The sequence below is a fragment of the Kistimonas asteriae genome, assembly GCF_018263925.1.
GTDB lineage: Bacteria > Pseudomonadota > Gammaproteobacteria > Pseudomonadales > Endozoicomonadaceae > Kistimonas > Kistimonas asteriae.
This window is the reverse complement of record NZ_JAEVHF010000017.1, coordinates 15,540-29,856: the sequence shown is the minus strand read 5'-3', so window position 1 is coordinate 29,856 and position 14,317 is coordinate 15,540. Positions and strand designations below refer to the sequence as shown.

General features: G+C 52.4%; 14 protein-coding genes. 6 read left to right on the top strand and 8 right to left on the bottom strand.

The genetic code is table 11. From position 1 onward, the window contains the following. Positions 1–16: 16 nt before the first annotated feature. The 4 genes from KHS78_RS17355 to KHS78_RS17340 form a co-directional block, all read right to left on the bottom strand. Positions 17–667, bottom strand: a complete 651-nt coding sequence (locus tag KHS78_RS17355) for a paraquat-inducible protein A (protein ID WP_211829836.1) — start codon at positions 665–667, stop codon at positions 17–19. Beyond that, positions 664–1,269 carry a paraquat-inducible protein A gene (locus KHS78_RS17350; RefSeq protein ID WP_211829833.1) on the bottom strand — a complete coding sequence of 202 codons (606 nt, stop codon included), beginning with the start codon at positions 1,267–1,269 and terminating at the stop codon, positions 664–666. Before KHS78_RS17350 ends, KHS78_RS17355 begins: the two co-directional genes overlap by 4 nt. Before the next feature lie 236 nt (positions 1,270–1,505). Further along, positions 1,506–2,384: a TauD/TfdA dioxygenase family protein gene (locus KHS78_RS17345; protein ID WP_211829831.1), complete on the bottom strand. Its 879-nt coding sequence runs from the start codon at positions 2,382–2,384 to the stop codon at positions 1,506–1,508. A gap of 55 nt (positions 2,385–2,439) precedes the next feature. Then, positions 2,440–3,714 (bottom strand): MFS transporter, encoded by a 1,275-nt coding sequence (locus KHS78_RS17340; RefSeq protein ID WP_211829830.1) that lies wholly within the window; start codon positions 3,712–3,714, stop codon positions 2,440–2,442. A gap of 170 nt (positions 3,715–3,884) precedes the next feature. On the opposite strand from KHS78_RS17340, the gene exaC reads away from it, so the two are divergent. The 4 genes from exaC (at position 3,885) to KHS78_RS17320 (ending at position 10,040) form a co-directional block, all read left to right on the top strand. Continuing rightward, positions 3,885–5,405 carry an acetaldehyde dehydrogenase ExaC gene (gene exaC, locus KHS78_RS17335; RefSeq protein ID WP_211829829.1) on the top strand — a complete coding sequence of 507 codons (1,521 nt, stop codon included), beginning with the start codon at positions 3,885–3,887 and terminating at the stop codon, positions 5,403–5,405. Between the two features lie 78 nt (positions 5,406–5,483). Next, positions 5,484–6,410, top strand: a complete 927-nt coding sequence (locus KHS78_RS17330; protein ID WP_211829828.1) for a glycerophosphodiester phosphodiesterase — start codon at positions 5,484–5,486, stop codon at positions 6,408–6,410. Positions 6,411–6,535: 125 nt separating this feature from the next. Then, positions 6,536–8,971, top strand: a complete 2,436-nt coding sequence (locus KHS78_RS17325; protein ID WP_211829827.1) for a hybrid sensor histidine kinase/response regulator — start codon at positions 6,536–6,538, stop codon at positions 8,969–8,971. 34 nt (positions 8,972–9,005) lie between these two features. Beyond that, positions 9,006–10,040 (top strand): MBL fold metallo-hydrolase, encoded by a 1,035-nt coding sequence (locus tag KHS78_RS17320; protein WP_211829826.1) that lies wholly within the window; start codon positions 9,006–9,008, stop codon positions 10,038–10,040. Positions 10,041–10,099: 59 nt separating this feature from the next. On the opposite strand, the gene KHS78_RS17315 is transcribed toward KHS78_RS17320, so the two are convergent. Further along, a complete protein-coding gene (locus KHS78_RS17315; RefSeq protein WP_211829825.1) occupies positions 10,100–10,423 on the bottom strand; it encodes a hypothetical protein in 324 nt (107 codons plus the stop codon). Between the two features lie 251 nt (positions 10,424–10,674). On the opposite strand from KHS78_RS17315, the gene KHS78_RS17310 reads away from it, so the two are divergent. Both KHS78_RS17310 and KHS78_RS17305 read left to right on the top strand, forming a co-directional pair. Continuing rightward, positions 10,675–11,058: a hypothetical protein gene (locus KHS78_RS17310; protein ID WP_211829824.1), complete on the top strand. Its 384-nt coding sequence runs from the start codon at positions 10,675–10,677 to the stop codon at positions 11,056–11,058. A 234-nt stretch (positions 11,059–11,292) separates the two neighbouring features. Continuing rightward, complete coding sequence (locus KHS78_RS17305; RefSeq protein WP_211829822.1) at positions 11,293–12,552, top strand: Bcr/CflA family multidrug efflux MFS transporter; 1,260 nt, start codon at positions 11,293–11,295, stop codon at positions 12,550–12,552. A gap of 29 nt (positions 12,553–12,581) precedes the next feature. Here KHS78_RS17305 and KHS78_RS17300 read toward each other — a convergent pair whose 3' ends face one another. The 3 genes from KHS78_RS17300 to KHS78_RS17290 form a co-directional block, all read right to left on the bottom strand. Further along, positions 12,582–13,151 carry a hypothetical protein gene (locus KHS78_RS17300; protein ID WP_211829820.1) on the bottom strand — a complete coding sequence of 190 codons (570 nt, stop codon included), beginning with the start codon at positions 13,149–13,151 and terminating at the stop codon, positions 12,582–12,584. A 46-nt stretch (positions 13,152–13,197) separates the two neighbouring features. Further along, entirely contained in the window at positions 13,198–13,527 is a 330-nt protein-coding gene (sugE, locus tag KHS78_RS17295) for a quaternary ammonium compound efflux SMR transporter SugE (protein ID WP_211829818.1), read from the bottom strand. A 172-nt stretch (positions 13,528–13,699) separates the two neighbouring features. Next, positions 13,700–14,212: an FKBP-type peptidyl-prolyl cis-trans isomerase gene (locus KHS78_RS17290; protein ID WP_211829816.1), complete on the bottom strand. Its 513-nt coding sequence runs from the start codon at positions 14,210–14,212 to the stop codon at positions 13,700–13,702. Positions 14,213–14,317 lie beyond the last annotated feature (105 nt).

Below are 14,317 nucleotides of genomic sequence, written 5' to 3'. Positions count from 1 at the left end.
CGTGAGTGAACGTTATTTATTTGTCGTCGGTTGTACTGACTGCCGCCTGTGACAGTTTACTATGGGCAGGCGGCTCAATGGCATCCCATAGCAGGCGTGGGTCAAAACTGATAGCCGCCAGCATGGTCAGAACCACCACACTGGAAAAAGCTACGGCACCAGGCCCGGCCTCGATGGTGCCAAGACGGCCAAAGCTGACCAGGGCCACCAGGATTGAGATCATGAAAATATCCAGCATGGACCAGCGCCCGATCCACTCAATAAACCGATAGAGCTGGATATGCCGACGGATCTGTGCCGGTTTCCCTTTGCGTACGGCAAGCAGCAGGATCACCATGCCGATCAATTTGAACATGGGCACCAGGATGCTGGCGGTGAAGACCAGCAGGGCGATAGGCACCATGTCATGACGCATCAGTTCGATGACGCCGGACATAATGGTATCCGGCGTGCCCTTGCCGAACTGGCTGACCGTCATGATGGGCAGCAGGTTGGCGGGAATAAACAGGATCGCTGCGGTAATCAGCAGGGCCCAGGTACGCTGGATACTGTTACGGCGTCTGATATACACCGTTGCGCCACAGCGGGGGCAGTGGCGTAAATCGCAATGGCAGACCTCATGGCATTCCAGGCATTGTTGCAGGCCAAGGCGTTTACCCGTGGTCATTGCTGATCCTCCAGCAGTTTCCAGAGATGGTGTTCATTCAGCAGGAGTGATATGCCAATCTCTGACAGCATTAACCCGATAAAGCACACCATGCCCATGCCCGGATGCACACTGGCGATATCCACCAGTTTGACGATTGCCACCAGAATACCGAGCAGGTATATCTCCAGCATGCCCCATTCACCTAAACGGTGATAGAGACGGAACAGGGTGCGAGCTATCATCAGCTGTTTTCGCAGTTTGATGGCAGTGATGATGAAGAACAGTGCTGCCAGTCGAATCAGCGGAATGAGCATGGCACACAGGAAGACGACAAATGCCACAAACAGGTAGCCCTCTTCATACAGGGCGCGGACACCGGCAAGCACTGTGTTGTGCTGTTCATCGCCCATCAGGGACAGGCTGAGAATCGGAAAGGTATTGGCTGGAATGTAAAAAAGCAGTCCGGTAATGATCAGCGCCATGAGCTGGTTGAGCGAGCCATGCTTGGCATCGGCCAGTACGTGGTTACAGCGTGGACATTGCGCCCGGGTACCGGTAGCGAGCCTGGGGGGAGTCATCGCCAGGTCGCATTCCGGGCAAAGCCAGATCCGTGTCGTCACGTGATGTAAACCTTCTGCCAGCCAAGTCACTGATGTTCATTGAATCAGGATGCCAGCATGAAAAACTGGCGTTTAAAAAAGACGCGCGATAAGAAATTATCACACGACGCCTGTCAATCCATAATTACAGCATAAAACCCATGGCTGAACTTAGGGTTGGGCTGGAAAGAATAGGCATTACAGCGAAGGTGTTTGCATGATCAGTATGCAAACGTCTGTGGTTGTTTCGGTTTGGGTCAGGTGTGTTGCAATGTGGCCTTATTGCGGAGACTGGCTTCCTCACGGGCAATAACCCCCAGCCTGAGGCCTGTGCGATGACAGTGCAAGGCATCATACGGTTTTCCGCAGTGCATCACCTGGGAATTATCCCATAACACCACATCCCCTTTTTGCCATCGGTGACTGTATACCTGGCAGAGAACCAGGATTTCATCCAGCAAGTTATGCCAAAAGCGGCGGGCAGCAACGGGATCATTTTCCATGCCGGTGGGGATCGCCGTATCAGATCCCATGTAGAGCCCTTTACGGGCAATGAGTTCATGCTCGCTCACTAATGGATGCGATTTGGTTGGTGACGGCTCACTGGATGGACTGAAAGCCGGTGGCTGGTGGAGTAAATGAATCGGTTCCAGCGCTACTTTTCGCTCAGGGCTAAGTTTTCGCCAGGCTTCCAACTGATCAAGAAATTCCGTGGTATGGGGACGGCCATCCAGTCCGCTGTCCGGGACATCGTGGACGTGAAGCATGACCACATACAGCGCATTCATCGGCAGCCCATCGATCCGGGGCAGGGCATCCTTGTCGTGGTGCCATTGGCAGGCAACATGCTCAACGGGTTTTTCCACAGGGCCTTCCGGATTGCCCAGTACCGCAACATGTTCGCTGCGAAGTTCCGGTGGTAGACGATGATTGACAGGACCTCCCAGTATTTGATCCCCGAACGTCGCCCGCGCAAAGCGCTCAAGCTCGAGGGCTGTCAGATGCTGATTCCGGACAACAATCACGCCATGCTGCCAAAGGGCATGCCTCAGTTCCCGGCGCTGGTCATCGTTGAGATGATTGAGGTTGTTACCCTTACAGACCTCAACGCCAAGGCGAGGGTGGTGCTCAGTCACGTGATAATCCGTCATGATGCTGGGAGTCGTAAGTGGTTTCTGTTTAGGCTGGCTTTCAGGACGACGCAATATTCACAGCCTGTGTGTTAGGGGTTTTATGGGGGGCTGGATGCATATACATTGCAACCAGCCCCCCTCCGCAAACCAGCAAAATGCAAAACACACCACCAACCCAGCCATAATGGTCGCTGAGCCATTGCGCTAGCATTGGCGACGGGCCGGAGAACAGGCTTTGACCCATCGCCCAGGCTAGCGCGATACCGGTACAGCGGATTCTGGCAGGGAAGAGGTCAAACAACAGCTTGAACATCGGCGCTTCAAAGGTGGCGACGCCGGTAGCGAACATGATCATTGTTAGCATGCTGGTCAGCACGCAACCTTGTGCGGCCAAGTAGAAATTCAACAGTGTAGCTGATGCAGTTAATAACAGCCCTGCAATCATGACCCTTCTGATGCCTGCCCGGTAAGCCACTATTGCCATCAGGGGCAGCATAAGAAATTCAACGCCTATATCTACAGATGCAATCATATTGGCTTTACTGGGAGTGAAGTAGTGATGGCTAACGACATAACTGCACCAGAACATGTTGCCTACATACAGGGTCACACCAGCAAAAGCGCTTATCAATATGACCACAAGGCCATTGTGTTTGTGATGGAGGAAAAGTTCTGTCAGTACCTTCTTAGGTGAAAGGCTTTTAGCTGCCGCTGCATTGAAGGATGGAGATTCAAAAAGTTTCCGCCGGATCAGCAGTGCCAGCAGGCTGGTGGTACAGCTGATCAGAAAAGGTATGCGCCATGCCCAGTCCGGCATGGTCGGTAAGCTGACCAGTGCAGTGGTCAGCGCACCCAGGGCAATACCAAGGTTTGCGCTCCAGTTAGCCCAGGTGCCAGCTAGGCAGGGATTGCCTCGGCTCTGTTCAATCATGAAGACGGCGGCATTGGTAAATTCACCGGTTACTGCCATTCCCTGCATGACTCGGCAGGCCAGCAGCAAAAGCGGTGCCCAGATACCAATCTGGTCCCAGGTGGGCAGGAGTCCGATTCCGGTTGTGGCCATAGCCATTATGAGGACTGAAAGCGTTAACGTCAGACGGCGACCGTAGCGATCGCCAAGGTAACCAAAGATAAATCCACCGATAGGGCGGGCCACGTAAGCGATAGCAAACAGGCCGAATACGGACACTAATCCTGCTGCTGCCTCTTGGTCAGGAAAGAACAGGTGCGCCAGCCGGGGGGCCAGATACAGGTAAGCGGAAAATTCCAGCCATTCTGCAACGGAACCGATACAGGTAATGATGATGGCTTTGTACCGCTTGATTGCCTTCATAGTGTTAAGTCTGTGGGCGGTTTGTATTGTGAACTCTCGAGTGTAGTGGGTTTTGTTGAAGTTGCCGCGATGGCGTCTGCAGATATTTCGGCTATCAATAATGGGGTTTGTTCAGTGGCTGACAGGGAGCGTTGAATAGCCATTAACGGAAATTCATGGGAGATATCGTGATGATTTATACACGTCCCGGTGATCAAGAAGCGATCATCAGTTTCAAGCCCCGTTATGAGAATTTTATCGGTGGGGATTGGGTTCCACCGGCAGAGGGTCGCTACTTCAGTAATACTACCCCCGTCACGGGGGAAATGGTCTGCGAGGTCCCCCGTTCCAGTACAGCAGATATTGAACTGGCCCTGGATCGTGCTCACCAGGCGTTTCCTGCATGGGCTGCAATGTCTGTTGCAGAACGTGCCGGCGTTTTGCTGAAGATTGCGGATCGGATTGAGCAAAACCTTGAGTCCCTGGCCGTTGCTGAGAGCTGGGATAATGGCAAACCGATCCGTGAAACCCTGGCGGCGGATTTACCGCTGGCGGTGGATCATTTTCGCTATTTTGCCGGTTGTCTCCGTGCCCAGGAAGGTTCGCTCAGTGACATTGACGCCAACACGGTGTCTTACCATTTCCATGAACCTGTCGGGGTCGTCGGACAGATTATTCCCTGGAATTTCCCATTACTGATGGCTGTCTGGAAACTGGCGCCTGCACTGGCTGCCGGCTGTTGCACGGTGCTGAAACCGGCGGAACAGACGCCGGTGACGATCCTGCTGCTGATGGAATTGATTGCCGACCTGATTCCGCCCGGCGTGGTGAACATCATTAATGGTTATGGCGAAGAAGCCGGCCAGGCATTGGCCAGCAATTCACGCATCAATAAGCTGGCGTTTACCGGTTCCACCCCGGTAGGCAGCAAAATCCTGCACTGTGCGGCAAACAACATCATTCCCTGTACGGTGGAGCTGGGAGGGAAATCGCCCAATCTCTTTTTTCCGGATGTCATGGCGCAGGAAGATACGTTCATCAACAAGGCGGTTGAGGGCATGTTGATGACGTTCCTGAACCAGGGCGAGGTCTGTACCTGTCCCTCCCGGGCGCTGGTGCATGAAACTATCTTTGACGATCTGATGGATCGCGCCATCAGCCGTGCCCGTGAGATCCGGCAGGGTAATCCGCTGGATACGGATACGATGATTGGCGCCCAGGCCAGTCAGGAACAGTTCGACAAGGTACTCAGTTACATGAAAATTGCCCGGGATGAAGGCGCCAGCTTCCTGTTGGGCGGAGAGCAGGCGGCAATGCCGGAAGCCATGGCCAGTGGCTACTATGTCCAGCCAACCATCCTGAAAGGGGAAAACCGGATGCGGGTGTTTCAGGAAGAGATTTTCGGCCCGACACTCGCGGTGACCACCTTCAGGGATGAAGAGGAAGCGATTGCACTCGCCAATGATTCCATCTATGGCCTCGGCGCTGGCGTCTGGACCCGGGATATCAACCGGGCGCAGCGCATGGGGCGGGCGATTCAGGCTGGGCGTATCTGGATCAACTGTTACCATGTCTATCCTGCCCATGCGGCCTTCGGAGGCTTCAAAAAATCCGGTGTCGGCCGGGAAGGGCACAAGATGACCCTTGAGCATTACCAGCAGGTCAAGAACCTGATGATCAGCTACGGGACATCACCGCTGGGCTTTTTCTGATCAGGGCAGGCCTTCTGGCTAAAAAGTTATCCACTGTCGTATGATTGGATGATCGATCAGGGTGCGGAAGTAACAACAATGACAAATGGATTTTTTGCCGATAAAAACCGGCCGCTGGTGCTGGGACATCGCGGTGTACCGCTGGTGCATCAGGAAAATACGCTGGCCGGATTTCGCAAGGCGATTGAACTGGGTGTTGATGGTATTGAGCTGGATGTGTTTAAAACCCGGGATGACCGGGTCGTGGTCTTTCATGATGAACAGACGGAGCGTCTGACCGGTGTTCAAGGCTCGATCACGGAGATGACCTGGGATGAGGTATCACAACTGCGCATCCAACGGCGGATTGATCGGGGCGATGGTACCGTTGTTGAGTACCCTTCCGAAGAACGTATCCCCTTACTTGAAGAAGTGCTGGACGAGTGTGGCGACAGATTACTGATCAATATTGAGATGAAAGCCTATTCGCCCAACTGGTCACGTCGCCATACGGGCACGGAAGTCGCCCGTGTCATCAAGGCATCGGGCAGGCAGGATAATGTCATCAGCACCTCCTTTGATTTCTTCATGCTCCGCAAACTGGAGAAAGCACTTCCGGGAACCCATAGTGGTTTTGCCTACGATGGTGGCATGCTGGAAGGCATGGGCGACTGGCTGGACACCCTGCTTAATAGTCTGCCAGAGCCGGATACCGAGCTGAGTCAGCGGGCGGGTAACCAGAATGCGCTCAACCTGTTGAACCTGCTACTGGAAGGCAACGCCATTGGTCGATTTGTGCACTCATCGGTTGTGGATGCCGAGCATATCCTGATCGACAGTGATACCGTCCGGAAATTTCACCAGCGCAATATGCTGATCGGTGCGTATACCCTGTTCCCACTGGATACCCGCTATGTGGATAACCCGGATGTGGATCATGAGGAGGAAGCGTATCGGTTGGCGGACTTAGGCGTGGACTGGATAGAAACGGATGATCCGGAAAGACTGCTAACCGTGCTGACCTGAAATACCGGTTAACCGTGACGGTTCACCCCTTGCTGGAATAAAGGCGACACGGTAACGTAGTCGCCTTGTCACATAACAAGAATATAAAAATGTTGTCGTGCAATTTAGCCGGTAGGGCACGAGGGGTGTGCCGTAGTTACCTGCCGGTATGGTGTACATTGCTGTTGATGGCTTTCTGCCTGCCCTGGCAGAAGTCTCTGGCCGGTGTTCTGGTGGTGAATGAAAGCATGTCGTTTCAGTCACTGGCGCCTTATCTTGAAATGTATCGAGCCACGCCAGTCGGTGGTGCGACACCAGGCACCATTATTGGTAATCAATCCCTCTATTTTCAGCCCGTCAGGGTCAGGCAACTGAATCTTGCCTATAGCGATGACAACATCTGGTTGCGATTTTCCTTACAGAATCCGTCTTCCGATCCTGCCCGCGTGTTTCTCGAATCCAGTTTTTCACGCCTGGATCATGTGAACCTGTATGCGCCATCACCGGCTATATCGTTATCCAGCAATGATGAGTACCAGGTGGTGAAAGGGGGAGATGCATTGCCGTTTGCCCATCGGCCATTTCGTACCCGACAACTGACTTTCCCTATCGAGATACCCCCCCAGACAACACAGACATTCTATATCGAAGTACAGAGCACCAGCTCACTCCACATACCGCTTTATATTGCGGGACTGAAGACACTGATTGAAACGTCAGAGTTTCGCTATACCGCAGATGGTTTGTTCTATGGCATCTGTTTAACGGTCATTCTCGCAGCCTTGCTGGTTTTCCTGGCGATTCGGGAACGGATTTATTTTTATTATTTCATGCATGCGGTCTTTACTACGGCAGCCATGATGGCGCTGGACGGCAGTGGTTTTCCATTCTGGCCGGAATCACTGAAGTTCCAGGAAGTATCCGTGGTGGTTTTCCAGTGCCTGAATTCCATCTTTGTGATGCTGTTTGCCCGTGCTTATCTTCATTTACCGGAATACCTGCCGCGAGCGGATCGCGTCAATCGCATCATGATCTGGTACATGTTGCTGGCCATGGTGAGTTCGCCTTTCCTGCCGTACAGTGTGGCTTCTTTCTCCGTTGTGATTCCCGAGTTTTTCCTTGTCTTCTGGATCTTCGGTCAGGCGATGGTACGTTCCATTCAGGGGGATCGTCCTGCCATGATCTTTACGGCGGGGTGGACTCTGTTTATTTCTGTTTGTGTGTTTGTGGCGGTGGCCAACCTGGGGATTGTTCACGATTACGCGGATTCCATTTATGGTTTGAAGCTCGCCTTTGTCAGTGAGTTTTTCGTGTTAATGATCGGTTTGGGATACCGGCTTTCTTTGCTGGGGCGCGAACAGGTGCGCAGTCGCGAGCTGGCAGTGATCGCCCAGGCGGAAAGCAAAGCCAAGAGTGAGATCCTGGCTAAAATCAGCCACGAAATCCGGACGCCACTCAATGGCATCCTGGGCGTGACCGAATTAATGCGACAGACGCCACTTAACCGGTTACAGGAAAAATACACAGATACGATTAACGATTCAGGTCAGTCTTTGCTGACGATCATCAACGATATCCTTGACCACACCCGTATTAATGCAGGGCGGATGGAACTGGAAAGCTTGTCGTTTGATTTGTCTGATCTGATGAATCGTACGCTGAACCTCTTCCAGTCGGAGGCCCGGTTGCGAAATATTCGCCTGTCGCTGGAAATAGCGCCGGATATTCCTTCTCAGGTGACCGGGGATCCGACGCGACTTCGTCAGATACTGGTCAACCTTCTGGGTAACGCGTTCAAGTTCACCGACCAGGGGGCTGTTAGCGTCAACGTTCGACTCGATCTTGAAGATGAAAATGGGCAACTGACGCTTTATTTCTCGGTCAAGGATACCGGCATCGGTATACCGACCTCGCTCCATGATCGTCTGTTTCAGTCATTTGTGCAGGCGGATGCTGCGACCAACCGCCAGTACGGTGGCTCTGGACTGGGGCTTACGATCAGCAAACAATTGGCGGAACTGATGGGGGGAGATATTGGCGTCATCAGTGAACCGGGGCGGGGCAGCTGCTTCTGGTTTACCGTGAATCTGTCCACGAGCATGCCGAATGAGAAACTTTCATCACAGCTGATAAGCAAGCCGGTTATCTCGCCGTCAGGCAAGGGGCAGCGGATTCTGGTGGCGGAAGACAATAACACCAATTGGCTGGTGGTTTCCGAATTCCTCAAGCAGGTTGGCTTGACGCCGATCCATGCCCGCAATGGCAAGGAAGCGGTACAGATTTACTGTCAGCAGGATCATCAGAACCAGCCCGTATCGATGGTGTTTATGGATTGTGAAATGCCTGGCATGGATGGTTTCGAGGCCACCCGTCGTATACGGACGTATGAACGTGAGCATGGTAAGCAACGAATACCGATTATTGCGCTCACGGCCCATATATCAGCAGCAGCCCGGCAGGGATGTCTTGATGCCGGTATGGATGAACATGTCGGTAAGCCTTTTAACCGTGAGCGCATTTTGCGGGTGATCAGGGAGTACCTTGTTATCAGTGAAGTGGTTGCAGCGGATGTTGTGCACTGAACAATAACAATAAGATGTGGAGTTGAAACTTATCATGCGTGCCAGACAGTCGTTTTCATTGATCATGCTGGTTTCTATGCTGGTAGCCTGTGCGACCTCTGTCGATCACTTGCCTGTGACAACGGGGAAAACCGGGCAAACGGCGTCACAAACGCAACAGGTATCCGTGCAATACCTGGGCGTTGGTGGTTTGTTGATTCGCTATGGTGACACCGCCTTACTGACAGCGCCGTCTTTCAGTAATCCGGCATTACTGGGGTTGCCGCCGGGGCCTTTTCAACCGATTGCACCTGACGATGAACGTATTGATGCACTGATGCCACCGGTGGATGATGTGGAGATGATCCTGGTCGGTCACGCGCATTATGACCATCTGATGGATGTTCCCAGAGTCATGGAAAAACATGCGCTAAAAGCGCATGTCTATGGCTCACAAACCATGAAGCACTCTATTGCCGGTTCTGTTGCGGAAGAGCGTATCGTGGTGGTGAATGACAGGGCGGCTAGAGGGGATAGCGCCGGCGATTGGTTCTATGCGCCCAGCGGCAAACTGCGGATTATGGCCATAGAGTCAGAACATGCACCCCATGTGATGGGGATTACGTTTATGCAGGGCCGCTATGAACAGGATCTTCCCGATTTGCCCTGGCACTCGTTTGGCTGGAAAGAGGGGAAAACCTTTGCGTATTTGATCGATTTTCTTGATGACGACGGTAATCCTGTTTATCGGGTGCATTATCAGGATGCTGCGAGTACACCGCCTCTGGGGTTTGTTCCGGAATTGGCTGCAGCGGATGAGCGCCGGGTTGATCTCGCCTTTCATTGCGTGGGTGCGTTTGAACAGGTAGAGAATTATCCAGAAGGGTTGGTGACGGATTTACAGCCAAGGAACAGTATCCTGGGTCACTGGGAAGATTTTTTTGGTAATGATCCGGCAGGCGATCAACAAGGCATTCGACTGACCAGTATTGATAACTTTATTCAGCGGCTTGAAACGGTACAGGCAGACGACGCTCAATGGTATTTACCCGATACCTTTGCCGTGATGCATTTTCCTGTCAGCCAGTAATCAAAAAGGGCAGGTGTACCTGCCCTTTTTGATGATATGCCGAGACGACGAATGGGAAATCAGATGGCTTCCTGATCAGATTTCAGGCGACCGGTACCGTTCGGCACTTTCAAAATTTCACAGAGACGCTGACGCCAGGACAGACGTTCATGCTGGGGCAGTTTTCTCAGGGTATCCTGAATCACCAGCAAAGCCGCTTCCATGACGGTATCGTCTTCAAAATGCAGTAACTCAACCTGTCGGATAATTTCTACAGCCAATTTCACATGTTCAGGTGCGTCATCGTAGGACATTGTCATCTCCGTCTCCGGCATCAGCAATTCTGATTCAGGTATCCCTTCGGCAACGGGGGCAATGTCTTTAATAACAGGTTGTTGTGGCATGGCTTGTCCTGGGAGGTTTCGAGTTGTTGAAGTTTTTTTATATAACGTAAACAGTGTGGTCCACGCTGGACGACGTCGCCAGTCGAGGACAGAATTTCGTCGCGGCTGATTGTACTGATACAAAGCGTGACCCGATGAAGGGCGGAAGTTTAGACGCCAAGTGATTAGACTGAAACAAGGAGAGGAATACTGCCCCCGATATCATCAGGTTTCTGATAGAAAAATACAGGGGGAAAGCGAGGGATCGAAATATGCTGCTTTTCAGTCGTTATCTTGCATTGGCATTTGCCTGGGTACTGGGCATTGGTGAAACCTTTGTCTTCGTAACTACCAATAAATACTGGCCGTTGACCTTTGATGATTATATTGCCGTAGCCTTTATGCTACTGGTGGCGCGGATGGCGCGTAACGAACTCAGCATTGTGTTGTTGCCGGTAGGCTGGGCGTTTGTCGTGGGTAATTTCTACGCCATGTTGTTCATGCGGCTTGAGACCAGCATCAACAGCGGTGAACGGCTGGATGTTATCACCGTGGCGCTGGGGGTTGGGTTTGTCGGGTTATTGACGTCGATTATTGCCTGTGTACAACTGATGCGTAAATATACGTCGCAGGCTGACGACAGCGGCTTCTCCTGATAGCGTTGTTACGGGCTGTCGGGGGGGCCGCCAAATAGGGAAGATGCTCTGAAAACTGTTAGTAAAGCGTATTTCACTTACTGTCAGACAATGGCACAGTAATCCTCTGGTGCTTGTGACCCTTCAGGAAGTGCCTGTCCGGGCGATGTATAACCATTACACAGCCTGACCGTTCATCGTATTTCTTTCCCCCGCCGATTTGGGGGCACTTACGCTTTAACAGCAGTTGCATCAATGAATAATACGCACTCTATGTCTGGCAGGGACAAGCAGTTACTCATACTTGTTTTGGGGATCCTGACCTGCCTGGGGCCATTGGCAATTGATCTTTATCTGCCTGCTATGCCCGCCATTGCCGAGAGCATGAACGAGCCTCTGGGTAGCATTCAGCTGACGCTGAGCGCCTATACGCTGGGCTTTGCCCTGGGACAACTGATCTTTGGGCCGCTTGCCGATCGCTTCGGGCGGCTTCGTGTTATGGTGCCCGGTCTGGTGTTTTATATCGCCACAACCTTGCTTTCAGCCTTTACCAATACGGCCAATGAGCTCATCGTAGCCCGTATCCTGCAGGCCATGTCCGGGGCTGCCGTGATGGTGACGATTCCCGCGATGGTGCGTGACATGTTTGACCGGGATGACTGCGCCCGGATCATGTCGTCCATCCTGCTGGTGATGACGGTGGCGCCGCTGATCGCTCCCTTACTGGGTGGGCAGTTACTCCTGCTGGGGGGCTGGCGTTCTCTATTTATAACCCTGGCACTGTTTGGATGCGCTGCGTTGGTGCTGGCGCTGTTTATGTTGAAAGAGTCTCTGCCGGAAGAGCACCGTCAGGCTCTGACGGCAAAGCAGCTGGCTAAAAATTACTTATCAGTGATTACCCACCGTAATGCCATGGGTTGTATTCTGGGCCATGGGTTTTTCTTTGGTGGTCTGTTTGCGTTTATTAGTGCTTCACCGTTCGTCTATATCCAACTCTATGGTATAGCACCGGAGTATTACGGCTTTCTCTTTGCGGCCAATATCGTGGCGATGGGAATATGTAATATCATTAACATGCGCCTGATCGGGCGTTTCCCGTTACTGAATATGTTGCGTTGTGGAACAGCGTTTGCCGCCTTTTCGGGCCTCGTTCTGTTATTCATGGCAGTGACGGGCGCCGGTGGCTTGTTGGGTATCGTGATCCCCGTCGTTTTGTTTGTCGGTATGCTGGGTTTCACTGGTCCCAACTCCAATGCATTGGCACTGTCTTATTTTCCGGGTATTGCCGGTACCGCCAATGCAGCGGCAGGGATTCTGCGTTTTGGTATTGGCGGCATTACCGCAGGGCTTGCCGGTGTATTTCACAATGGCACAGCGGTTCCCATGGCAGCACTCATTGCAGGCTGTGGATTATGTTCTGTCCTGTCAGTGACGCTGGTGAAAGACCGGCAGGTTGCCAGCAGAACACCCATCAATGATGAACATCATGATGAGCCACCCCGCGCCGCTGCATGATGATATATGAGGTGCTGAAACGGATGAGGCTATAGGTATTCGTTGGGTACGTTGCCGAAAAAAAGCTGGTCCCAGCCCCAATGTATTTTCCATCCTATGTTGCTTAGTACTGAATGATCTACTGAAGCATGGCAGTGTTTGTAGTATATGGAAGGTATACCCTCATCGCTCAAGAATAGATGAGTAGCCAGTGGATTCTGCTCATCGAGTAAAATGGCTTGTTGGTTGGTGTATCCGATGATATCACTTTCCCTGATCCAGCTCGGAGCTAGCATTTGATTATGATCCAGGTTCTCTGCAGGAAGCTTTTCACGTCTATCGCTTGCTTGCCAGCCCCTGCCTAAAGTGAGCATCAAATTTGAGTCTGTAGCCAGCTGATGCCAGAGGTGTTTCTGCTGTGGAGAGGTAGTTGGGAAGAAGCGATTGCGGGATTTGTGGATAAAGGTTTCCGAACCTTTGATTCGAATGTCCACCAGTGCAGCATCCGGATCGTTACGAATCTCACACCATAACTCATCCACGTATAGAGCCACAGCGATATCTTTGTAGCGTGAGGCTAATCTTTTGGCCATGGCAACTTGTTCTGATGTGCCAGACATGCGTCGATTCCATACTTATACAAAGTCACAAGGATTGTAGGGAATATTATTCGGGAGATGCTGAAACCAGCTTTAAGCCGATAATCCCGGCGACAATCAAAAGAATGCAGAAAATTCGCAGGATATCCCGGGATTCGCCCAGAAAGAGCATGCCAAAAGTGGCGACGCCAACGGCGCCAATGCCCGTCCAGACCGCGTAGGCGGTTCCCATGGGCAGTTTCTGCAGGGCCAGTGCCATGAAGTAGAAACTGATAACGATGGCTGCCACGGTACCGGCAGTGGGCAGTAACCGGGTAAATCCTTCGGTATATTTCAGGCCCACAGCCCATACGCATTCAAACACGCCAGCAATGGCGATATATAACCAGTACTTCACGTCAGCTACCCTTTATTCCACTCTGAGCCTTCCGGCGAACCGGATGACGCCAACTGCGTTCTTTTCATCAGCGCATGCAGTTTAGACAGAAAAAAGGAGGGAGAGTTTCAGGAGGGAAAGGGAGGTCGACTTAAAAGGAATAGGTCGGGCATAGCACCCGACCCAGAGGCTTTTACTCTTCGTGCGCGTGCGCTTCTTCTTCCTGGCCGTGGTCGCAGCCTTCGCCGTGGATGTGGCCGTGTTCCAGTTCATCCTTGGTGGCATCGCGGACTTCCACGACTTCCACATCAAAGTGCAGGGTTTCACCGGCCAGCGGTGCGTTGGCATCAACGACAACGGTCTCTTCTGTCACAGCAGTGACGGTCACGATCTGAGGACCAAAGGGGCCTTCCGCGTGGAACTGCATGCCGGGCTCAATGGTTTCAATACCGGCAAAAGACTCCATGGGGACTTCCTGCACCAGGTTTTCATCGTATTCGCCGTAAGCTTCAGCGGGTTCAACGGTTACCTGAAGCTTGTCACCGGCCTGTTTGCCGACCAGGGCGTTTTCGAGGCCTTCAATGATATTGCCAGCGCCATGCAGGTAGGCCAGGGGAGGATGACCTGCGGAGCTGTCCAGGACTTCGCCTTGATCATTTTTCAGGGTGTAGTGGATCAGTACCGCTTTCTGGTCAGAAATTGTCATCAGATAACCTTAGGCTATTTATGGCAGGAGAGGGTTTCCATGCTAGCGAACTTTGCCGTTCGGGAACAGGAAAAAGGCAGGGAAAAAAGGGCTAACACACCAAAT